We start from the raw sequence: 23,139 nt of genomic DNA, 5'->3' as shown, positions 1-23,139 counted from the left end.
AAGCGTGGATAACCCTCTTGAGCACTATTTTAACCGAGTACACAAGATTGCGGAGGCAAGTTAACGATTAGTGATGACAACAACAGGTCAGACCGGTGCTTTCCAAACCCGCTCAGCACATAGGTTCTTAAGAAACCGTTAGGATGGTTGAGGTGAAAGCGCGCGGATAGATTCATCAGGAGTCCTGAGGTAAGAAAACCTCTGTTAAGAGACCGAATATATGGCGGCAATCTTGATCTCTGTTAGTGACATTACAAAATTGAAAACTTGGCTTGCAATAATCGAGGAGTCCATATATGTGCTGATCAAAAGTAGGCGCTTCAGGCGGCGCAGTGAAGCGTATCGCTCGCGAACGATACCCTAAAGGGCACAAGTGCGCCTCCTGTCGTCGGCACATCCTATGTTTAAACAGGGAAATTATTTATGACCAAATCCTAAGTCATGCACCAGAAATGAGTATGCCTCTGACGAATACTTATCAAAGGTGTTCGTCTGGCGCGCCTGCTTAAAAACATCCACTGATTTTGAATATTGGAAATTCCAGCTAGAAAACAGAATCTGTATCTTGAGTGACTATTACCATCCTGGCATCAGATGCGGTGCGGAAGGTAATAGCCAGAATTTCAAAGGGTTCATGCGCCGCAGTGTTAGAAATTGAACAAAATGCCAGACACTTCATTCAATGGAGAAATGGGTTAATGCCCACCCATTAACTTAAACGTTATGCTCAATGTGGAAGACGCGTAATGAATGAAACCTGGAATGATGAAAAGACAGCCAATTAGTTTCTTTCCGAAGAAGATATTCAGGGGTGAAGCAATGAAGCGCAAAACAACAAGGGTACTGTCCATGATGTTAACGGCCTTGTTCGCGGCCGTTTTGGTCCATTGCGGCCGAGAACAGTCGACGTTGGCGGACAACAGCGAACCTCAAATAAAGCGCACGGTAGTGATGTCGGGACTTTTCGACCCATGGGATCTGGCCTTTACGCCGGATGGGGCCATGCTGTTTACGGAAAAATGCCGGGGGTTGTCCGTGCGCGCCTCTGATGGAAAGGTCCGGCTTCTGTTCGGAACGGCCGGCGCGGCCCTGGAGGCGGATGACTTTTTCTGCCAGGGCCAAAGCGGCATGCTGGGCGTCGCGCTTGATCCGGCGTTTGACGAAAATCGCCATGTATACGTCTACATGTCCTCAAATATCGACAAGGCCAAGACTAACCGCGTCGTGCGCCTCACCGTTGATAAAGCCTACACCGTTGTTGCCGACCGTCAGGACATTGTCGCCGACATCCCGTTCAAGGAATCCTTCAACCTGTGGGGCGCCGCGGGCGCGCACAGCGGCGGCCGCATTCGATTCAGCCCGTTTGACGGCTATCTGTACGTCACCACCGGCGACAACCACAACGGGCCGCTGCCGCAGGACCTTTCCCGCCTGGGCGGCAAAATATTGCGGATCGACCGCGACGGCAAAGCCGCAACTGGCAACAATACCCCGCACGGAGGCGATCCGCGCATCTACACCTATGGCCATCGCAATGTGCAAGGCATTGCGTTTCGCCCCGGCACGGGCCAGCCGTTTGTCTGTGAGCACGGCCCCGGTCATGACGATGAAGTAACGCCGCTTGCAGCGGGCGGCAACGGCGGCTGGGACCCGGCACCCACAAAAGGAGTGTCATGCGCGAGCGATTATTGCGGTTATACGTCCAATAAGCCCGACGGCACGCCAACGTCCATGACGGATCTGGACCGGTTCCCCGACGCGCTCAATCCATCGTGGAACAACCGCGGCGTATCCGAAGGGATGGGACCGTGCGTGTTTCTGAGCGGGCCGCACTGGAAGGCCTGGGATGGGTGGCTGGCGGTCGGGTTTCTGAAGGGCGCGCGCATCCAGCTTTTGCAGCTGGATGCGAACGGCATGACGATCAGAACAGCCACTGTGGCCGATCTGCCGGCGCAGCGCATGCGCTCGCTCGTTTTGGGGCCGGACGGCGCGATTTATGCCGCCATTGACACAGGTGAAATCTGGCGGCTGGAAAGCGCCGGAGATGAAGCATTTGAAAACGGTAAGGACGGAGGATAGATTCTGCTTTGCCTGAGGATACAAACAAGGCATCGATGCGAGCTGTAATCTACATCACGATAGGCGGCTTACTGGGTTCTGCGTGTCTCATTGTTCAGGGCCCGCTGCCTGGCGACGTGCTGGTTACGCGTGCTTTGCAATCGATATTCGGCACCCCGTCCTGGGCGATGTTTTTGAGCGACACCGCGAAGCTGCCCATTCTGTGGGGCACGCTTATCGTGGCGATCCTTCTGGCATTTGTCCATGGAGGCTGGCGTCATACGGCCACTCCGGTTCTGGCGCTCATTTTGGCGGAAATTCTCGATGCGCTGCTACGGGCATTGGTGTTTGCTCCCCGGCCTTCGGCGGATGTGGTCGCGGTGGCCAGTCCCAGTGCGTCCTCAGGATTTCCTTCCACGTTCGGACTGGTTTACGGCGCGCTATTCGGTGCGGCGATCCGCATGGCTTCAAATCGCAACATCGCAACGGCAACCGCTTCCACTATCGCGCTGTTCCTTATCGCTGCCGGCGTTATTGCACGCGTGGTGCTGGGCGGGCATTGGTTCAGCCAGATCATGGCGTCTACCTTCATCGGACTCGCCCTCGCGGCGGCGGTCCAGATCATTATGGACGCGTAGACGGCGGGTTATCGGGGAAGGCTGCGCAAATAGCGGGATTTCAAAGAAGCATGCCGCGCATTGTACGATCCGCCTTATGCGTCCGGGTTTTTTGCCGTTCATCCCTGGGCTAGATCTTTGTTCTTCACCGCTGAATTGCTTGGCGCTCCGGGGGCCGGGCGTGGTACTCTTGGGCAAATTCAGCGAGTGCCTATTCGACCTTCATGCCGCTTCTCACAAAGTTTTGTGTCCGTTCGAGCTGACATTTTCTTTTTCACAAAACTTTACATGGGAAGAACACATTATGCCCGATTACCCAAGCAAGTACGGTGCTGTCTGTATGGACGGCAGGCATTTTACGCGCCGCTATTTATCTGTCAGGCAATATACGGCTACGGGAGAAGCGCATTCATGACCAGCCGGGACAATAAACTCTGGCTACAACTCTGGCGCGATCGGCAAACCGATTTCCATCAAAATGCGGTCAATCAACTCCTTGCCAGGTTCTGGCCAAGCCTTAATCTGGTGCGTGGAAGCCGGGTATTCGTGCCGCTGTGCGGCAAAAGCCGAGACATGATCTGGCTTGCCGAGCAGGGACACACTGTCGTCGGTGTTGAACTGAGCCCTATCGCGGTCAAGGCCTTTTTCCTTGAAAACCGGCTCAAGCCATCGCGGCGGCGCGTCGGCAAATTTACCCTATGGAAACATGGCGGAATCAACATCTTGTGCGGGGATTACTTTTCGCTGACCGCGGGCGATCTGGGCGCTATCGATGCGGTTTACGACCGGGCCGCGCTCACCGCGCTGCCTGAAGATATCCGCCGGCATTATGTTGCTCACCTGCAGCTGATTACCCCGAAATCATCCGAAGTGTTTTTGCTGACTACCGAGGATGCCGAGGAACACGAGACGCTCAAACAGGCGCTTGGCGTCGGCGAAGAAATCAGGGCACTGTATTCGACGGGCTTTGAAATCGATCTGGCGCATGTTGATAGCGTGTTCGAAGCGGATCCCGGTTTTCCGGATCAACCGCCCGCGCGCGTCGAATATAAAGTGTACCGTCTCACCACCAGATCGGATTCCCAATAGCGGCGCCTAATGTAGGGGCGGACCTACGTGTCCGCCCTGTTTCGGGTGCACAATGGGTTATCGGAGAACCGTTGGCCAAAGGCGAACCGTTGGGCAAGGGCGAACACACAGATTCGTCCCTACGTGTTACGGTATCAGGGCATCAATCCATAGGAATTGCCAGATCAAAACGCCTATGAATCAATGAAAATGAACAGCCCGATTAAAAAGGTACTGAAACAATTCTGATTAGGTCAAATTTTGCCGCGGAATGTAAGCTATGTTTAGACAGGGACCTTATTGACGACCAAATCCTAGAATGGCAACAACAGCATGAAACCACTGAAAATCATCATTATCCTGGCCGTTATACTCGGCATTGCGGTTGCCGGTTGGTATTTCCGGCCTTCCGAACCGGTAGACGAGAACAGGCTGACGCTGTACGGCAATATCGATATCCGCCAGGTTGAGCTGACGTTTCATGATGCCGAGCACATCGCGGCGATGTATGCCAGGGAAGGCGAGCGGGTCAAGAAAGGCCAGCTGCTGGCGATACAGGATCTGGAACGTTTCCAGTATGCTGTGGACAGCGCCGAAGCCAGGGCCGAGGCTCAGCGGCAGGTGGTCGCGAGGCTGGAGGCCGGATCGCGCGCCCAAGACATTCGCAAGGCCAGGGCGGATGTAAAGTCGGCGCAGGCAACCTTGCAGTTCGCACAAAAGGAATTCGACCGGCTGCAGGCCCTGGTGCAGAGGCAATCGGCGCCGGTCCAGGCGCTGGACCGCGCCCGGGCGGAACTGGATGCGGCGCGTGAGCGCATGCGTTCCTTGAAGCAGCTGCAGGCGCTGGCGGTGATCGGTCCGCGCGAGGAAGACATTGCCGAAGCCAGGGCTTTGCTGAAAGCCGCGGAAAGCGCATTGGATCTGGCGAAAAAAGCCTGGCAGGACGCCCATCTTTATGCCCCCGCCGACGGCATCATCCAGGACCGTATACTGGAGCCCGGCGATATCGCCGATATCCGCGCGCCGGTTTACACGCTGGCGCTGATCGATCCGGTCTGGGCGAGAACCTATGTGTCCGAAGACCGGCTGGGCAGACTGAAATACGGCATGCCGGCGCACATCGAAACGGACAGCTATCCCGATAAAACCTATGCCGGCTGGGTCGGTTTCATTTCGCCCACGGCCGAGTTCACGCCGAAAACCGTGGAAACGCCGGAGCTACGCACCAGTCTGGTTTATCAGGTGCGGGTTTTCGCCTGCAATCCGCAAAACGAATTGCGCCTGGGTATGCCGGTTACGGTCAGCATTGCCCTTGATTCGGATGCCGAAAGCAGTGCGGTCCCGCCTTGTCCGGAGCGCTGATGCCGGAGGTCCGCAACGATCAGGCGGTTTTCGCGCTCGAATTCCAGGCCGTCGGCAAAGCCTTTACTGCCGGTCGGCACCGGGTCGATGCCTTGCGAAACGTATCGCTGGCGCTGCCGAAAGGCACGGTGGCCGGCCTGGTCGGACCGGACGGCGCCGGCAAAACCACGCTGATGCGGCTGGCGGCGGGATTGCTGCTGCCGGATTCGGGCCGCGTCGTCGTGTTTGGGCACGGTACCGACAACGACACAGAGCCGCTTCGAGGCCTGATCGGTTACATGCCGCAGCGCTTCGGCCTGTACGAAGACCTGAGCGTGGCCGAAAACCTGGCTCTTTATGCTGATCTTCACGGCATTGATCGGCAGGAGCGGGCGCAACGCTTTCAGGAACTGACCCGCATGACCGGGTTGGCGCCTTTTACCGCACGTCTGGCCGGCCGCCTGTCCGGTGGCATGAAACAGAAACTGGGGCTGGCCTGCACGCTGCTCAGCCGGCCGCGGCTGTTGTTGCTCGATGAGCCCAGCGTCGGGGTCGATCCGGTATCGCGACGGGAATTGTGGAACATTATCGAACAGCAGGTAAAAATGAGCGGCACGACTGTGCTGTTAAGCACGGCTTATCTCGATGAGGCCGAACGCTGCACCGACGTCATGCTGCTGGACGAGGGCGAACTTCTGGACCACGGCAGTCCGGAGGCTTTCCGGGGAAAAATCCGGGGGCGCTGTTACCGCATCACGCATCCTGAACTTTCCAACCGCGACCTGCAAAACCGACTGAGCGGCCAGCCCGGGATCGTCGATGCCGTCATCCAGGGCGAGGCGGTGCGCGTCGTGTGCGACAGCGAAGGCTCGGCCGGCGCGGTGCTGGCAGGGACAGACGCGGGTAAACCCCGAATCGAGCCTGCCGCCCCGCGCCTGGAAGACGCGTTTATCGACCTGTTGAACCAGCGCCGCGCACCGGTCCGGCAGGCAAACGAAATGGCCGCGCCGGCCGCGCCTGTCGCTGATGAGGAAATTATCCGCGTTGACGGCGTCGACCGCTGGTTCGGCGATTTTCAGGCGGTTAAAAAGTTGAGCTTCACGGTCCGGCGCGGCGAGATCTTCGGCCTGTTGGGCGCGAACGGCGCCGGCAAAACCACGACCTTTCGCATGCTGTGCGGATTGCTGCCCGCCAGCAGCGGCCGATTGCAGGTCGCCGGCGTCGACCTGCGCAAGGCGGCGGCCAGGGCCCGGGCGCGGATCGGCTACATGTCGCAGAAGTTTTCGCTTTACGCGAATTTGAGCGTGAGCCAGAATCTGGCGTTTTTCAGCAGCGTCTACGGTCTGTGCGATGACCGCCGCGATGAGCGAATCCGCTGGGCCTTGCGGCAATTTGAACTGGAGGCGCGCAAGGACGCCAACAGCGGCGATTTGCCGCTGGGCTACAAGCAACGCCTGGCCATGGCCTGCGCCTTGATGCACGAGCCGGAAATCCTGTTCCTGGACGAACCCACGTCCGGCGTCGACCCGCTGGCCAGACGCGAGTTCTGGAACCGCACCAACCGTCTGGCCGCCGCCGGCGTCACGGTGCTGGTGACCACGCATTTCATGGAGGAGGCCGAATACTGCGACCGCCTGGTGATCATGGCCGAAGGCGATATCCTGACCGCCGGCACGCCGACCGACATCAAGCGCCAGGCGCGCACGGAGGCGCTGCCCGATCCGACCATGGAAGATGCGTTTATTCAACTGATACAGGCAAAACAGTCATGAGCGATTCCAGGGCCAAAAAATACCTGCGCCTGAAGGGGCTGATCGGCAAGGAATTCCTGCAAATCTGGCGCGATCCCAGCAGTTTGTCCATTGCCTTCGTGTTGCCGGTGTTTCTGCTGCTGCTGTTCGGCTACGGCGTGTCATTGGACGCCAAGCGGGTGCCGGTGGGCTGGGTGATTGAGAAAACCACGCCCGAGACCACGAGTTTCACGGCGGCCTTTCAACAGTCCGAGTATTTTCGACCCGTGTATTTTGCCGACATGGCGGCCGCGGAACGGGCCGTGCTGACACGGGACATCATGGCCATTATCCGCCTGCGCGCGGATTTCAGCAGCCAGCTGTTCAAGCAGAACTCGCCGGCCATCCAGGTCATCGTCGACGGCGTGGATGCCAATACCGCGCGCCTGGTCTCGGGCTATGTCCAGGGCGCGTGGAATGAATGGCTGAGCCATCTGGCCGCGCTGCGCGGCACAACCCTGTCACAACCGGTCATTGCCGAGCACCGGATCTGGTACAACAGCGCGGTGCTGAGCAAGGACTTTCTGGTGCCGGGCCTGATCGCCGTGATCATGACCCTGACCGGCGCGCTGTTGACGGCCATGGTCATGGCCCGCGAATGGGAGCGCGGCACGCTGGAGGCCATGATCGCGACCCCGGTGACGATGGGCGAGGTCCTGCTGGGCAAACTGATTCCGTACTATCTGCTGGGCATGGGCGGGATGCTGCTGTCCATCGCCATGGCGGTGTTCCTGTTCGGCGTGCCTTTGCGCGGTTCGCTGTGGGTGTTGTTGCTGACCGGCACGCTGTTCCTGCTGGTGGCGCTGGGCATGGGGCTGCTGATTTCCATCGTCTCCAGGAACCAGTTCGTCGCGGGGCAGGCGGCCATTATCACCACCTTTCTGCCGGCTTTCATTTTATCCGGGTTCATTTTTGACATAGCCAGCATGCCGGCGGCCATCCAGGCGCTCACTTATCTGATCGGCGCGCGTTATTTCGTGACGATATTGCAAACCGTGTTCCTGGCCGGCGACCTCTGGCCCGTCATCGTGCCGAATGCGCTGGCGCTGTCGGTGATGGCGGTCGTGTTTTTCGCGCTGATTGCGAAGAAAGCTCCGAAGCGGCTGGAGTAGCCATGTGGGCGATGATTTACGCGTTACTGGTTAAGGAATTTCTGGCCCTGGTCAGGGACAGGAAAAGCCGTTTCATATTGATTGGGCCGCCGGTCATCCAGCTCTTCGTGTTCGGCTATGGCGCGACTTACGACCTTAATCACATTCCCATCGCGATTTACAACGAGGACCGGAGCATCGCCTCGCGCGATTTTATCGAGCGTTTCACGGCGGCACCGGCGTTTACGGAGGTTTTAAGGCTCAGCCGCCAGGAACAGATCGCGCCGGCCCTCGACGAGAAGAAAGTGCTGGCCGTGCTGCATCTCGGTCCGCATTTCAGCCGCGACCTGTATTTGGGCCGTCAACCTGCCGTGGCGCAGATTCTGATCGACGGCCGCGATTCCAACACGGCAATGATCGCCCTGAATTACATGCAAAGCATAGTGGCCACGTTTAACCTGGATTGGGCCGAGCGGCATCGCCTGCCGGGGCCGCCCGCGCAATTGCGGATCAGGGCCTGGTTCAATCCGAACCTGGAAAGCCGGTGGTCTATCGTGCCCGGTATCGCGGGATTGCTGACGCTGGTCGTGACAATCGTGGTCACGGCGCTGTCCATCGCCCGCGAGCGGGAGCAGGGGACTTTCGACCAGTTGCTGGTGACGCCGCTGACGCCTTTTCAGATCCTGGTGGGCAAGGCGCTGCCGGCGGCGATCATCGGCGTTATTGAAGCCTCGTTCATCATTTTCATGGCCGTGTTCTGGTTCGGGATTCCGATAGTCGGCAGCCTGGCGGCGCTGTATCTGGGCGTGGTCCTGTTCGTGTTTGCCGTCATCGGCTTCGGCCTGATGATTTCGGCACTGTCCGTCACGCAGCAGCAGGGACTTTTGGGCTCATTCCTGTTTATCGTTCCTGCCGTGATCCTGTCCGGTTTTGCGACGCCGATCGCCAACATGCCGCCGTTGGTCCAGGATTTCACGCTGCTCAATCCTTTGCGCTATTTTCTGGTTATCATCCGGGGCGTTTTTCTGGAAGGGCTGACGGCGGACGTTCTGATGTCGCAATACTGGCCTCTGGCCGTGATCGGCCTCGTTACGCTGAGTTGCGCTTCCTGGCTGTTCAGGCGGCGCATGTATTAACGAGGCGCGCGGTTCATCCCGCCTTTTCCAGCTGTCGCATCTCGACCGGCGAAACCCGGCCTGTCGAGGAAACCTTGTCGTACACTTCATCGAAGGCTTGCCGGCAATACGGCAAACGCGCGCGCAACTGGTCGTAGCCGGCATGGTCGAACATCATTCTGAACTGCTTTCTGTCCATGCAGGTCCTGGCATACAGGGCCTGGTAGCCGTGCTGTTCGATGACGAATTTTTCCAGTAACGGCAGGGCGCTGGCGTTGTCGAAATCGGCCTTGCGCGGCGTGCCGTAGGCGCCGATATCGACATACATTTCATCCACGGCGCCTTCCTCTGTCCTGAAAGGGTGAACAAAGCCGGGCTGTCCGCCGTTGTCCTTGATCGCCATCGGCGAAAGCCATAAGGGGTATAACCGGAAGTGTTTGTCGAAATAGTCAATGGACGGCTTCAGATGCCGGATCGGCATGAGCATGTCCTGAACCACGTGAAACTTTTCCCGAAGCCGTCGGGTGGTTTGTGTTTCCGTGTATTTCAACAGTTCGATTCGGGGAGGCAGGGCCCAGCCCAGTAAAGCCCTGAATACGGGATGATTGCCGAACGGAATGATTTCCTCCATGGTCCAGAAATAACTGCGGGTGTGCCTGTGAAAATAATCCCGCACCGGTATGTATTCGAGACCTTCCTTCCCGTGCTCCAGATGGCTTTCCACATGCTTGTAAAACCAGGGCTTATACCATCGCCCGACAGCGTTGACAGGACCGTCCGGGCACGCGGCATCGACGAATTTGCCGACCATGATGACCGCCCGGTCGCGGTCGTAAACCAAGCCTTCCACGAAATCGTTGTTGTCGGTATCGCGGCTGGCCTGCTCGAAAACGCTGACCATCTCATCGAGGCTATAAACCGGCCGGTAACTGAGCCGGATATACTTTTTGACCGGAATGATCTGCAATTCGGCCGCCACCAGAAAGCCCAGGGTGCCATGGCTCCAGGGAATCTGGTAAAAGAGCTCGGCATTTTCCGAAGCGCTGCATTTGAGCCGTTTTCCTTCCGCCGTCACGATCTCGAAGGATTCGCAGATGTGCTGGAATAGCCCGTATTTATGGCTGCTGGTTTCCACGCCGAAGCCCATGATCAAGCCGCCTACCGTCAAACTGTCCAGTTCCGGCACCACCGGCAGCGTCCAGCCCTGAGAGATCAGGCTGCGCGAAATCTGGCCCATGGTCGCCAGGGGTTCCACCCGAACGATTCCGCGCTGTTCGTCGATTTCAAGCAGGTCGTACATGTCAACAGCGATCTTGCGATGGGACAGTTTGTATTTGGGCACCATCTCGCTCATGGTTTTCCAGCCCGACCTCGCCGTGCAAAGCTTTTGCTTCGCGCCTTGATTTTTCCAGTCCTCGATTTGCCGAATCACCGCCTCAACCTTGGCATCGTGTTTGGCGGGGGCGCTGTTAAGACGGAATGCCAGCGCGTTGCGGATGCCGGCATAGGCACCATGGACGGCCGAAACAGGCAAAAGGAAGAGGGTGGCGAAGATTCCGCGATAATGGGTGAGTAGGTGTTCGAATAATTGCTCGGGTTTTATCATTGTGTTTGTCCTGAATGAATCGGTGAAGCCGGTTTCGGTCGGCGGGTCACCAATCGATTTTAGATATAAGTATCAAATATTCCCTGGGCGCCGGATAATTCGTGGGGCTGGTTCATCGGCTGTTTTATTCTTGCACCATTATCTCACTATGTGGTTGTTGTCGAGCCTAAAATTGCTGGGCATCGGGAATTATTAAAGATGTTTTTATATCGAATCAGCTATTAATATCGATGAACGCGCTAAATAGACTGTTTGTAAACAATTGTCTGGCGCTTGAGGTTTGCCAATGCCAAGAAAACTGAATCATGCCGTCGTCGCGTGGCTGTTGGCCGCGAGTTTTACATTACAGGGAAGACCCGCTTTTGCGGACCCCCCGCCCGTCGAAAAAGTGTTGAGCGAGTTGGGAATGGACAGGAGCGAGATTGCCGAACTGGCTCGGGGCAGACCTGTCACATACGCCTTGAGCGAAAACAGCGACGCCGAACTGGCCATGGGCATCGCCTGGTATCTGCCGGTTCCCTTGGAGAAAGTGGCCAGGCAGTTGCGCCAGAACAATCCGGATCCGCTGGACTTTGATGTCATCGCGTCCGGGGCGCTGAACCAGATCGACGGAGCCGCTTCCCTCGCGTCTGTCGTCCTGTCCAGAAAAGAAGCCGAGGCGTTGCTGGATGTCGAGCCGGGCGATGAATTCAATCTGTCGGTCTCGGAGATCGATAGCTTCAAAACCCTCAGGCGACGGCTTTCCGATGTCATCGAAGACGCGATCCTGCAGCGCTACCGGGAGCTTCTGTTCCAGCGCTTTGAAGCCTATCGGCGCGGAGGCGTGCATGCTATCGCGCCGTATGCGCGGGAGCCGGGCCGGTATTCCAGGCCAGCCCTGGAGCTTCGCCAGGCAGCAACCGCAAGCGCCGCCCTGCTGCGCGACTTTCCAGCCTTGTACAAGGTCTGGCTGCATTACCCGGAATCTTTGCCGTCCGGAGCGGAAGAGGCCTTCCCCTGGGTGGAAAAAACAGTGGAAGGCCGTCCGGCGGTCATCCTCAGGCATCGCGTCAGCACTGATTGGAATGGCTGCGTGTTGACGTTGACCCGGGAGTTCTATGCGCCGCATTCTTACAATGCCAGTCAATGGATAACCGGCTGCCTGGCTTATCGCGGCGGCACGGTGGTCTTTCAGGAGGTGCGCAGCTACACCGACCAGGTGACGGGCATCGCCAGCGATGTCAAACATATGATCGGCTGCCGCTTGCTGAAAGACAAAATGCTCAAGTCATTCAAGCGGCTTTGCGGTGCGCTGGAGGCATGCCGTTGATTCATCGTTAGGGCGCGGTTTTAGACGGCTGGTACTCGGGCGGCAGGTAGGCTGGGGTGGAGCTTTGCGGAAACCCGGCATAAGGGGTTATAGGCCGTTTTTCAGATCTTGTCGAAACTCGGCGAACTCTTTTTTCCAGGACTCTTTGCTGTAGCCCCAGTTACCTTCTGCCAAGAGCTTCTCCCCCAGCGTGAATTCGGCTTTTGCCCGGCTCAGGCCGGCCTCGTCACCCTCATGCCACAATGCCTGGGCATAAAACAGGTGGTTGAGTGGATGAGCGGGGTGTTTATTGACCGCCTTTTCCAGCAGCTCCAGCGCCTTGTCGAGATCGCCTATGCCGCTGGGCCAGGCCGGCGCTTTCAGGTAAAGCGCCCCCAAAAGGCGCAACGGCCCCCCGTGGTCGATATCCGGGTTCAAGGCCAGCGCCCGTTTCATCGCGCCTTCCAGCCGTTCCAGGTTGTCCATGGCCAGCGTGATATGCTCACGCACCGCCAGCCCCAGGTTGGCCGCCAGATAATAATGCACCGCCGCATCATCGTCCGCCCCTTGCGCCAACGCCGCCTCGGCAAGGCTCACGCCCTCGGCGGCCAGTTTTTCGCGTCTGTCCGGGTTGGCTTCGCGTTCGGCCAGGTGCAGGCTCAGGCGGCTGCCGAGCGAGGTACGGCGTAGAGCCGGGTCCTGGCTGTCGCGCAGGACAGTCAGCGCACATTCCAGGGTATGGGTGTCGCTCAAGGGGCCGTATTGGCTTTGCCGAGCGGCCAGCATAGCCGCGGTCTGCCCGGGGCAGCCGGAGAGTCCATCGAACCGGACCCGGTCGCTCTTGAGCCCGGCGCAGCCCGCCAGAACCAGCATCGCAATGGCCGTAAGTAGTCGTATAGCGCGCAAAGTCTTAGCTCCCTTCATCCCATAGCTTGATCATGGGTTCGAACACGGCCGCGTCCACGACGTTAAAGGATTCCACGCCGAACAGATCGCACAGTTTCTGGCCCTCGGAATCGGTGCACATTTGTTCCAGCGCTTTGCCGAAGCGGGCGCGTTCTTCCTCCGTGGTCGTGGTGCTGTTGGCCACGACTCCCATCAGCGGGATTTCCTCGGACGTGAATACAACCTCAAGGGGCGTCTGCAAATGCAGGGAAGACAGGCCGGCATATTGTTGCTCGTTCAGAATGACGGCGTCCAGCTCCCCTTTGTCCAGCGCTCGCAAGGCGCGGATGGCCTGATTGGAGGGTTGCAGGACAAAGAATCCGGCGGGATCGACTTTGCCGGCAAAAACGATCTTGCCGATGAACGACTGCTCGGCCAATACCGTGCCCCCCAAATTTTTGCCTTTCAGCTCGTCCAGGCTTTTGTACTTATCCTTCTGGACGACGACCCGGTAACGCTCACTGGTCCGGCCTTTGATCCTGGGCTGGACCACCGGCAGCAGATTGTGCGGGTTGCGCAGTTCCAGATAGAGACCGAGGGATGTGATCGCGAACTTGGGTTTTTTTTCGGCGATCTGTTTCCGGCATTCGTCGATTTTGCTGGTGAACAGGCTGTCGAAGCGGTTCTCGGGCCACTGGCCGACGCGCTCGACCACCCGCAGCATGGAACCCATTGCACTCTGGGCATCCCGGGTATTGACGGGGCCGCCGGGATAGCACACCACGATCATTTCGGGTACGGGCGCGGCAGTGACGGCAAGAGAGGCCAACAGGCCGGCAATAATAAGGTACGTTTTTCGCATTATGGTTTTCTCTTGGAATCAAGTAATTGTCCAATGGCCGGGGCCACGACGAGGGTTGCGGTCAGACAGCAGAGCAGGCCGATGGTGATGCTTAGCCCCAATGAGGACACGCCCCGGTAACTGGCCAGAGTGATTGCGCCCAAGCCTGCCAATGAAGTGCCGGCGGCCAGCCCGATGGCCTTGCCGATGGCCAGGCTGACTTGCAACGGGGTACGATGCTTCAATTCGCTCCAGCGGTAGCTGAACCAGACGCCATAATCGACCGCCAGCGCAATGACCAAGGGCAAGGCGACGATGTTGGCGTAATTATAGCGAATGCCGTTCAGCGCCATCAGCCCCAGCATCCAGCCGCCGCCGATCAGCAAGGGCAGCGCCGCCAGCGCGAAGCCGCGCAGGCTGTGCGTCGCCGCCATGACCCAGAGCAGGCAAAGCGCCAGAGCCAATTGCGTGCCGTGCGTAAAACTCGCCACCACGGCCTTGGCGAACGCCTGGTGCGTGGTCGGGAAGCCGGTCGCTTCCGCAGAGATGTTATAGACGTCTTTGATCAGGGCGTCGAGGTTGTCGGGATCGTACACGGATTTTGCCGGGAAGGCATAGACCGCGATACTGCCATCGGCGGCAAAGAAGCGCTCGCGCAGGGCGGGCGGCAACTGTTCCGGCGTGAGGGGACGGGCCTGCCGCCAGATGTCGATGATGTTAAGCCCGGCATCCGCTCCGGACAGTAAGGCGCGCAAGAAGCTCTCGCTGCGCACCCGGCCCAGTTCGCTGTCCGCGGCGAGACGGGCCGAGATGGCCAAAACCTGTTCGCGCACGTTCTCCAGACTCTCGACCAGATGGGTATGTCCGGCGGAAAAGGCCTGCTCCTGGGCTTCGTCGATGAGGGCTGCGCCGTTTTCCAGCACTGCCTTCAGCAATTCGAATGATTTGGACGATAAGCCGGCGCGCCCGAGTTCTTCGACCTGCAGGGCGTAGTCGGTGCGGGCGAATGCCTCGCCGATGCTCACGGCCTTGCGCAGGCGTTCGTCGGCGTCCGTGGGAAACAGGCCGGTCAAGGACTGCGCCTGGGCAATGGTCTTGAGTTTGCCTGCCTCGCGGGTGATCCTGCGTGCCTCGGCCATGTCCCTGGCGGTGAAAATGATGACCTCGGACTGATAGTCACTCTCCGCTACCATGCGGCGTTGATAATTGGCCGCCTGGGAATCCTCGGGCAACATGGCCAGCACGTCGTAATCGAAATCAATATCGAATCCCTTCCAGCCGCCGAAGGCAGCGCCGGCGATGGCCAGTATGACGAGGGCCATGGCAACGGGCCTGGGGAACGCGCCGCCGCGATTCCCGGGTGCTGCGGAAGCGGGCGGCGGAGCTAGCGAGTCAATCTCTTTCAGCTTGGGCGGCAGCAGGGCGTAAAGCGCGGGCTGGACCATCCAGGTGCTGATCAGGATCATCAGCACGCCCACGGCCGCCACCACGCCCAGTTCGGCGAAGCCGGGGAAATCGACCGAGGCCAGGACGCTGAAGATCAGCAGCGAGGCGCCCCCGGCCGTCAGCACCGCTACAAAGGATGAGCCGATGCCGACCCCGATCGCCTTCACCAGCGGCTTGCCCGCGCGGCGCTCCTCGGCGATGCGCGAGGAGGTGAAAATGCCGTAGTCCGCCCCCAGCCCGAACAGAATGGCGATGAAGGCGGCGGTGATAATATTCAGGTGGCCGACGGTGAACAAGGCCAGGCCCAGGCTCCACAGCACGCCAAGACCCATGGGAATGAAAATCAGCGCCGCCCAGCGCACGCTGCGCACCACCAGCAGAATCAATGCGGCGACCAGGCTGGCGGAGGTGATGGTCACCAGGGTCATATCCTTGCGGATATTGACGTATTCCTCGTATTCGAGGGCCGGTAGACCGGTCAGTCCCACCGTGGGCGGCGTGCGTCCGGCGGCTTGGGTCTGTTTGGCCAGGGCCGCCGACACCTGCTTGACCTTTTCGACGAAGGGGCCAAGATGCTCGAAATCGCCGGAGGGATTTTCCGGGTGGACGAACACAAACAGCATCCGCCCGTCGCGCGAGGCAAAGTAGCCGTCGCTCATGCCCATTGCCGCGTTTTTGGCCAGTAGGCGGCTCCAGTCCAAGCCGGCCGGAACGGTTTCCGAGGACAGCCAGCGTTGCCATTCCTCCAGGAAAAACGCGGCCAGGTTCAGGCTGGCTTCGGCGGTCTGCAGGTCGGTGTCCGCGCCGCCCAGCGACGGGTGATCTTGGCTCCAGCTCAACGCTTTGCGCAGGTTTACTTCCATCGTTTCGCCATGCAAGGTGGGCGGGCTCGCCATCTCGGCAAGCTTGTCCAGGGTCTCGGTCGGCATCAGCAGGTAGGAATGGTTCAGGAAAAATCCCATATCAAGACGCGAGGTGGCCTGACCAACCTCGGGCTCGGTTTCAAGCCGGGCGGCCAGCTCGTTGGCAAAGGACTCCAATTCGCCGCGCGGAGCGCCTTCCAGGACCACCATCAGGTCCGAGGCGGCGCCGTAATTTTTCAAAAAATCGTTGAAGCGCTTCGCCACCGCCGTGTCCTGGGGAAGCAGCGCCTGCCGCGAGGTGTGGACCGGGAGTTGCAGCGTCGCCCAGAGGGCCAGAATCGACAGCACCGCGGCCGCTCCCAGGATCGACCAGGGATTGCGGGCAAAGTATTCGGCGATCCTGGCGATACGTTGGGTAATCTTCATTGGCAAGAGGTTCCGTTAATCAATCCGCGCAAGCGACCCGCGCCGCTTCCTTCCTGGCCAGATGCTCCTCCCACTTGCGCGCGGTCAGCCGCTGGAACATCGGAACCACGGGGTTGAGTTCGATAGGCGGGGCATCCCAGCAGGCTTCGTAGCCTAACAGCTCAGCTTCCAGGGCAACGCCGTCTTCTTCGAGTATGGGCTTGAACACCAGGGGCTTGGCGATATTCAATACCAGCTGGGTCAACCACTTCGGGGTTTTCATGGCAATCAGCGGAATTTTCAGGGCATCGAAATAAAACAGGAAAAATACCCGGGTATTCCGCTCGTCGATCGGCAGCATGAACGACCAGTTCTTGATACTGTCGCCCGTATTGGTCCATTGATAAGGATATTCGTAGCATAATTCGATGGAACGGGTATTGACCCGGTTGCGGTCCACGAAAATCCCGGAAATCCGGCCGCCGGCCATATAGGCGTCATAAGTCAGATAAACCCTGTTGTCATCGGCCTCGTGATGGGTCAATTTGGCATCGATGAAGGGCTTGTATTTGCGGTGCAGGAAGGCATGGGAGAAATCGCAGATATTGTCCATCACCATCGAATGATGGGTGCGCCAGGTCAGGTCCGAGACAAAGTTGGCCCACGGGTTGTCCCCGTCGAGTTCGGGAATGGCCGGAATCTCGCGCTCGCCAGCCAGTTCCGGATCGCCGGGGAATAGCCAGATAAGGCCATAGCGGACTTGCACGGGATAAGTCCGCAGTTGTCTTTTGATCAGCGGTTTGCCGAAGCTGTCGTGGGAGTAGTCCTCCAGCCAGCCCTCCCTGTTGAAGGACCAGCCGTGATAGGCGCAACGCAGACTGCACTTGTCCACCATGCCATGGCTGAGTTTGAGCTGACGGTGGGGGCAGCGGTTTTGCACCGCCGCGAGTTCGCCGTCCGCGCCGCGGTACAGGGCAATGGAGGTGTTCCAGAAGATCACCTCCTTCACTTGGCCTTTCTTAACCGCGCTGTCGTATTCCACCACATACCAGCGATCAGGGTCCATTCCGGCAGCACGAGCCTTTTGCCGCGCGTTCCTGGCTTCTGCAAAGACGGGAGGCGATGATTGTGTCTGCTCATTGTTCATGATTGGAGGGCTCCGGTTCGTGGTTAAGTGGATTGTTTACTTGGCCGGGACAATCAAGCCCCGGCGCACGAAATCTTCATAGGCTTCCTGCACTGCCTGGGACAATTGGCCGGGCTGGTAGCCTAATTCCTGTTTCGCCTTGTCATGGTCGGCCCGCCGCCGCATCTGGAGCAGGCGCACCGCACCCGGCGTGAAACGCCGGGGCAGGTTGGGGAAGGCCCGGTACCAGGTCTTGTCCGCGACTTCGGCCAGGGCCGACATCAGCCACGGCGACAGTCGCAGCCGCGGCGGCGGGCGGCCGGTGACTTCCCGAAACAGCGACATCAGGTCGTCGACGCTGGCGTAGGCGGTGCTGAAAATGTACTTCTGCCCGGATCGTCCATGGCGCATGGCCAATACATGGCCTTCGGCGATATCGCGGCCGGATACCCATTCGAAGCCGCCGGGAATGTAAGCGCGCAGAGCGCCGTGAGCGTAATCGATGAGTACGCGGCCCATGCGCGAAGGCTCGTAATCGTGAGGACCGATGATGGCGCAGGAGGTCGCGACTACCACATTGAGGCCATTGGCGTGGGCCTTGAGGCACTCATGCTCGGTGAGGTGCTTGGTAAAGCCGTAGGGTAAATGGCGATCGAAGGGATAGAACGGCATGTCCTCGTGGCTGGAGCGGCCGGGCTCGTAGCCGGTGGCGCTCAGCGAACCCGACACCACCACCTTGTCGATGCTATGGCGCTCGGCCGCCTGGAGAATATGGATAGTCCCGCGGACGTTAGTCTCATATACTTCGCGTTTATGGGCCGCATTACCTTGAATGGTCGAAACCAGCGCGGCGCAATGATAAACGCGGGCGCACCCGCGCATGGCGGCGGCTACCGCTTCGCTATCGCGCAGGTCGGCATAAACACGCTCCACGTCGAGCCCGTTCAGCGCTCCATTTTCGCGTTCCGAATGCAGCATCACCCGTACTTGCTCGCCTTGTTCGAGCAGGCGGCGGACCAGGTTGGCGCCAAGGTGTCCGGTAGCGCCTGTAACAAGTGTTATGCCAGTGTTCATCGCATTAATCCGGGATAGTGCCGCCCAGGACTAAAACGGGAGATCCGGTCCAGGCGCGTGAAGATCATGGATGTTGTTTTAAATTCTGTCCGGCAAATCATTATATTAATTTCACTGAGTTATTCCACGCTTAACAGTTAGCCCTGATAGAGCTGTTCAAGGCCTTTGAACAGGGGTGCCATAGCCGAAATAAGCCAGGGATTTAATTTTTCCGAGATAATGATAAAAAAACGCCACTGACGAAACCTCGTTTATCATCAAAGGCTTGATAATGGAAATCGCATCCGAAAGCAGTTTGATTGCCTTGGGAAAATTCAAAATATTGTCACGTACTAAATTGTATGCACCGAATACCGCCAAAAAACAGAATTGCTTTATCAGGGAATAATGTTTCCTGTTCAGGCCGGCCAATACGGCAATCGATTCCTGCGCATTGGCGCCGCCGCACTGCAGGTATTTGAATACAGCCCTTTTAAGCAAATCGTTGGACATCACCGCGTACAGCGCGTTGGCAAGAATATTGAGATTGGCGTTTGCCTCCTGTCTGTCGCGGTAATAGGCTTCGATTTTCTCGTGAATCAAATCGGCATTATTGAAATCAGGCATGGCCAGTAAATGCGCGCTCAATATCTGGATATCCGAGAACACCGCGGTCAGGCCGCCGCCCGTTAAAGGATGGCGCATGTTAAGCGCATCGCCCAGCATCACCGCGCCTTTCCGGATGATGGGTTTTGCCGCCATGTAATGGTTGGGCATGACCTTGAATCCGCCTTCCTGCAGGGCCAGGTTATAGCTGCCGAGCATGCCGGCGGGAATGTAAGGCGTTACATTGGTATCGAGATGTTGCTGGAGCAACTGCTTTCTAGGCAGCTGTTCGCCCGGAAAATCGATCAACAGCCTGATTTCATGGCTGGAAATCGGATAACAAATGAATGGCGTCGGTCCCGATAAAAACACATGGCCATGTTTTGGAAAAGGCATCTCGCAGTCTTTTAGTATCAAGCCGATAAAATAAGACGTGACGGTTTTTTCATTATTGCTGAGATGCACTCTGAAATTTGAGAAGAATCCATCACTGGTAATGGTTAAGGGAGCATGAATGGACTTTATTCGGGAGGTAAGCGAATCCCGGTAACTGACGCCGATAATCTCATGTCGTTCGTTTTCCAGTAGTTGCAATGCCTTGCCCTGTATTTGCGTAACCGAGGCATTGTTCAGCGCGGAGGCTCTTATTTGCTGCAAAAACCGGCCGTTGTGCAAACCCATTCCCTTGTAGGGGGGCGGATAAGGAATAGTGGTTTTTTCCTCGCCCTGCAGCAGGGCGTAACCTTCAACCGGCTGTGCATCGAACCCTTCCAGTAAATGCCCGAGGCCCATTTGCTCCAGCGACTGAACGGCGCCGGGCTGCAGCAATTCCCCGACGATGCGTTTTTTCTCTTCGTAGGACGGATCGATTAATGCGATCCTGATGTCTTTGGGCGCCAGATAAGCCGCGATGGTGGCACCCGCCATGCCAGCGCCGATAATGCAAATGTCGAACTCTGACTTCATACTGAGCCCCTGGATAAGAGTGCTTTTAGCAGGTTGAATGTATTATTTTCGCTGGACATACTGTTTACAATATCGGTTCAGTGCCCAGACAGGAAAAATATTCCTGTAATTAGCGTAAGTTATCATGCAGTTGTAATTAAAAACTCCGGAAATGCTTTCCTGCGGCCAATCGCCTGTATGGGTTTGTCTGTTCAACAACAGAGTGATTCCTGACTCGATCACCTTTCTGTCGCCAAAATCAGCCGCCATCAGGGCCAGCAAGGCCCAGGCGGTATTAACCACTTGAGACTTCGCCGCTTCGGTATAAACCAGTTTGGAACACGATTCGAACGTTTCGCCCCAGCCGCCATCGGCTTTTTGCTTGCCGGCCAAAAAGCCGCTGGCTATGTTGATTCTGTCCGTTAAAATCGCATCGTCATGATAGCCCTTGCCCCTGGCCTTGCTGATCGCCTCCACGCCAAACCAGGTCGCGTAGGTAAAGCAGACCGCCCAGCCGCCATACCAGGAACCGTCCGCTTTTTGTTGCTTCAGGATGAAATCCAGTCCCGCGCCGATCGCTTTGCGTATTTCGCTGTTTTTAAAGTCAGGATAGGTTTCCTGAATTTCCAGCAAGGAAATCACACAGGCCGCGGTGCATTCCGTCCATGAATAATCAATCATAATGTCGGCAAACACTTCGGAAGGATTGAGCTTTTCCAGCCATTTGGGCGCTCGCGTCAATTCATAAGTGGCCCAGCCGCCATCGGAATTCTGATAAGAAAGGATAATATCGACCGCCTTTTTGATGCGCATTACATCAATCGCTGGATGAACCAGACCTGAATGATGCACCGCCAGCGCGGCACTTAAGCCTTCCGCCGTGCAATCGGCAACCGGCCAGCCATTGTCAGGCGTTGAAAAAGGCCAGCTGCCGATCATCGGATGACGGAAAAATTCGGCATGCGTCGGGTGTTCGGCCTTGATCTGCGACTGATCGATAAACCGATAGCTGTTTGCAATCGTCGCCGGAAACAGTTTGCCCAGGTCGCTTTCCAGCATGGCGCGGGTTGCAAACGCGGTATCCCATAGCTGCGAGCCGTTGTAGCCATTCATTTTCATGCCGTCTTCCGCAACCCACAAATAATCGTACCAGCGCGCGGTATGCTTTTTGAATTGCGTTGAATCCTTGCCGTAGGCATGCCAGATGCAAATGGAATTAATGGCTTGGTTGACAGGGCCGATGTTGATGTAGTTGGTCTGCTCGTCCTCGGCATTGAGGTATTTTAGAATGTAGTCGGTGGATTTTTTTCTTAACCAGGCGCATTTGAATTGTTCATAACTATTGGTGAAAAAATTCATCCACTTCAGTATCGGAGACAGCGTGGTGTAGCGGTCCTTTTCGCATACGGCATCGCGTTGTTTCGGCCAGTCGATGGCGGCGAAATCCTGGTTATAAAGCTCCTCTCTCAAGGACAGGATCAGTTCATTTTCGGGTGCTTTGATGCGCTGCGCATAGCAATAGGCCATCGGCAAATAGACCATGCGGGTGTGGCACCAGTAACGCCAGGGATGGACGGGCAGCCATTTGGGAAACAGCCACATTTCAGGAAACAGGCTGTTAAAGCCCTGCCAGTCATAACAATTCAAAACCGCCAGATAAAACTTGCCCCAGGAGGGAATGCCGGTTGCGCCGCCGTTGTTTTTGATCCAGGCCCTGGCCTTGATCAGCTGCTGATGATCTTTATCCACGCCCAACAGGCGCAGCGACACATATTGCATGACGGTGCCGAATAGGGTCGATTGACCTTCGATATGCATGCCCCAGCCGGCGTCCTGGTTTTGATGATTGAATAAATACAGCTTCATCATTTCCCGATGCGCTCTGGGAAAGGGTGTGCCGGAAATATAAGAGGCGATCAGCAGGCCAGGCAACAGAAACAGCGGGCCACCGTAATCCCCCGGCCAATGTCCGTCTTCGCTTTGCAGGTAGGAATAGTAGTTAATGCCTTTGATCAGCGCATCGATGACTTTTTGCTCTTCGGGATTGCTCGATTGCGGAATCGGGCCGCTAAATTCCCGGAACTTCGCGTTAATGGCGGTGTTTCTGAAAACCTGGTCGCCGGAATTGGGATTGCCGGATTTATCAAACTGAAAATCCTCGGCAAATCGGGCGATGTCTTCGTCCGAGATGTCATCGACATTGTGTAAATGCTCTTCGATATCCTTTGAGCGGGGCTTGAAGGCCCAGATTTGCCGTCCTTTTTCAGTAAGCAGATGCCAGTTCTTCCAACTAGGTTTTACATGCAGCATAGATTCTTTTGAGGTCCCTTTGAGCTTGATTGAGCGGTAAATGCCGAGGTAGAACGGATGGCATCCATATTTTTTAACTTATTGATTGAACAAAGCAATACGTACCATTACCAACAGGCCTTTCAGTCTTTTCAACAGGCCGGGCGGATTGCGCAAACGCTCATGGCCGGGCAACAATTGACCTTTGGCCAGTTTGCCTATTTTCCTTTTTACGGCGGGATCAAGCTTGCCGTCGGCGGCCAGTTCAAAAAACAGGGCTTTCACATTGCCCAAATCAAAAAAATCCCGTTGCCATTCCCACTGAAAATTGCCGCCATAGCGAAACCAGGAGCCGCCGATGCCGGCTACTTCATAATGCGTGCCGTCTTCTCGCAACGCGGGAGATACCTGGCGCCACAAGCCTATCACTTCGCCCTGTTTTTCATCGATCAAAATGCGATGGTATGGGTAGCGCCATTGCTCAAAGCCTTCCATTTGCACGCCTAAAGCCCATTCTTCAATCTCTTTGCGGCTGCGTGCGACAAATTCTTCATTAGGTCCGATATTCCAGCGGTACTCGGCGGTCTCGGTATACATCCTGCCCAGGTGTTTGGGCCAGTTACCCTCTTTTTCCGCGTCACGATTGGCCTGCAGCCAACGTTCAACCATTTCTTCAAGTTCTGCCCGAGGATATGCGGCCATTGTG

The 23,139-nt window shown here is 57.3% G+C and carries 17 protein-coding genes; 8 read left to right on the top strand and 9 right to left on the bottom strand.

Annotated features, from left to right (window positions below):
* Positions 1-819: 819 nt before the first annotated feature.
* The 7 genes from EK22_RS15820 to EK22_RS15790 all read left to right on the top strand — a co-directional run bounded on the left by EK22_RS15820 (position 820) and on the right by EK22_RS15790 (position 9,101).
* Positions 820-2,079: a PQQ-dependent sugar dehydrogenase gene (locus tag EK22_RS15820; RefSeq protein WP_036252556.1), complete on the top strand. Its 1,260-nt coding sequence runs from the start codon at positions 820-822 to the stop codon at positions 2,077-2,079.
* Positions 2,080-2,087: 8 nt separating this feature from the next.
* On the top strand, positions 2,088-2,696 hold the full coding sequence (locus EK22_RS23255; RefSeq protein ID WP_152565124.1) for a phosphatase PAP2 family protein: 609 nt from the start codon (positions 2,088-2,090) through the stop codon (positions 2,694-2,696).
* A 390-nt stretch (positions 2,697-3,086) separates the two neighbouring features.
* On the top strand, positions 3,087-3,764 hold the full coding sequence (locus EK22_RS15810; RefSeq protein WP_036252554.1) for a thiopurine S-methyltransferase: 678 nt from the start codon (positions 3,087-3,089) through the stop codon (positions 3,762-3,764).
* Between the two features lie 312 nt (positions 3,765-4,076).
* A complete protein-coding gene (locus EK22_RS15805) occupies positions 4,077-5,105 on the top strand; it encodes an HlyD family secretion protein (protein ID WP_036252552.1) in 1,029 nt (342 codons plus the stop codon).
* Entirely contained in the window at positions 5,105-6,856 is a 1,752-nt protein-coding gene (locus EK22_RS15800; RefSeq protein ID WP_036252550.1) for an ATP-binding cassette domain-containing protein, read from the top strand. Before EK22_RS15805 ends, EK22_RS15800 begins: the two co-directional genes overlap by 1 nt.
* Positions 6,853-7,986 (top strand): ABC transporter permease, encoded by a 1,134-nt coding sequence (locus tag EK22_RS15795; protein ID WP_036252548.1) that lies wholly within the window; start codon positions 6,853-6,855, stop codon positions 7,984-7,986. The genes EK22_RS15800 and EK22_RS15795 overlap by 4 nt, the downstream gene beginning before the upstream one ends.
* A 2-nt stretch (positions 7,987-7,988) precedes the next feature.
* Positions 7,989-9,101 carry an ABC transporter permease gene (locus EK22_RS15790; protein WP_036252547.1) on the top strand — a complete coding sequence of 371 codons (1,113 nt, stop codon included), beginning with the start codon at positions 7,989-7,991 and terminating at the stop codon, positions 9,099-9,101.
* Between the two features lie 13 nt (positions 9,102-9,114).
* Here EK22_RS15790 and EK22_RS15785 read toward each other — a convergent pair whose 3' ends face one another.
* Positions 9,115-10,686 carry an FAD-binding oxidoreductase gene (locus tag EK22_RS15785; RefSeq protein ID WP_036252546.1) on the bottom strand — a complete coding sequence of 524 codons (1,572 nt, stop codon included), beginning with the start codon at positions 10,684-10,686 and terminating at the stop codon, positions 9,115-9,117.
* A gap of 286 nt (positions 10,687-10,972) precedes the next feature.
* Here EK22_RS15785 and EK22_RS15780 point away from each other — a divergent pair, with 286 nt between their 5' ends.
* Positions 10,973-11,995 carry a hypothetical protein gene (locus tag EK22_RS15780; protein ID WP_036252545.1) on the top strand — a complete coding sequence of 341 codons (1,023 nt, stop codon included), beginning with the start codon at positions 10,973-10,975 and terminating at the stop codon, positions 11,993-11,995.
* An 87-nt stretch (positions 11,996-12,082) separates the two neighbouring features.
* Here the strand turns inward: EK22_RS15780 and bstC are convergent, their stop codons facing one another.
* The 8 genes from bstC to EK22_RS15740 form a co-directional block, all read right to left on the bottom strand.
* Positions 12,083-12,880: a sterol transporter outer membrane protein BstC gene (gene bstC, locus EK22_RS15775; protein ID WP_235209429.1), complete on the bottom strand. Its 798-nt coding sequence runs from the start codon at positions 12,878-12,880 to the stop codon at positions 12,083-12,085.
* A gap of 4 nt (positions 12,881-12,884) precedes the next feature.
* On the bottom strand, positions 12,885-13,721 hold the full coding sequence (bstB, locus tag EK22_RS15770) for a sterol transporter periplasmic substrate-binding protein BstB (protein ID WP_036252543.1): 837 nt from the start codon (positions 13,719-13,721) through the stop codon (positions 12,885-12,887).
* Positions 13,721-16,435, bottom strand: coding sequence for a sterol transporter cytoplasmic membrane protein BstA (gene bstA / locus EK22_RS15765; protein WP_036252542.1), 2,715 nt, complete (start codon positions 16,433-16,435; stop codon positions 13,721-13,723). The genes bstB and bstA overlap by 1 nt, the downstream gene beginning before the upstream one ends.
* A 19-nt stretch (positions 16,436-16,454) precedes the next feature.
* Positions 16,455-17,561, bottom strand: coding sequence for a Rieske 2Fe-2S domain-containing protein (locus EK22_RS15760; RefSeq protein WP_036252541.1), 1,107 nt, complete (start codon positions 17,559-17,561; stop codon positions 16,455-16,457).
* A 36-nt stretch (positions 17,562-17,597) separates the two neighbouring features.
* Positions 17,598-18,614, bottom strand: coding sequence for an NAD-dependent epimerase/dehydratase family protein (locus EK22_RS15755; protein WP_036252540.1), 1,017 nt, complete (start codon positions 18,612-18,614; stop codon positions 17,598-17,600).
* A 156-nt stretch (positions 18,615-18,770) separates the two neighbouring features.
* Entirely contained in the window at positions 18,771-20,165 is a 1,395-nt protein-coding gene (locus EK22_RS15750; protein WP_020160916.1) for an FAD-dependent monooxygenase, read from the bottom strand.
* A gap of 42 nt (positions 20,166-20,207) precedes the next feature.
* Positions 20,208-22,454 (bottom strand): terpene cyclase/mutase family protein, encoded by a 2,247-nt coding sequence (locus tag EK22_RS15745; RefSeq protein ID WP_036252539.1) that lies wholly within the window; start codon positions 22,452-22,454, stop codon positions 20,208-20,210.
* A 78-nt stretch (positions 22,455-22,532) separates the two neighbouring features.
* The gene (locus EK22_RS15740; protein WP_020160918.1) at positions 22,533-23,135 is read right to left on the bottom strand and encodes a hypothetical protein; all 603 of its coding nucleotides are present in this window, start codon (positions 23,133-23,135) and stop codon (positions 22,533-22,535) included.
* Positions 23,136-23,139 lie beyond the last annotated feature (4 nt).

This window comes from Methylobacter sp. BBA5.1, assembly GCF_000746145.1.
Taxonomy (GTDB): Bacteria; Pseudomonadota; Gammaproteobacteria; order Methylococcales; family Methylomonadaceae; genus Methylobacter; species Methylobacter marinus.
The sequence above is the reverse complement of the archived record's forward strand: the minus strand, read 5'-3'. Positions and strand labels throughout refer to the sequence as shown.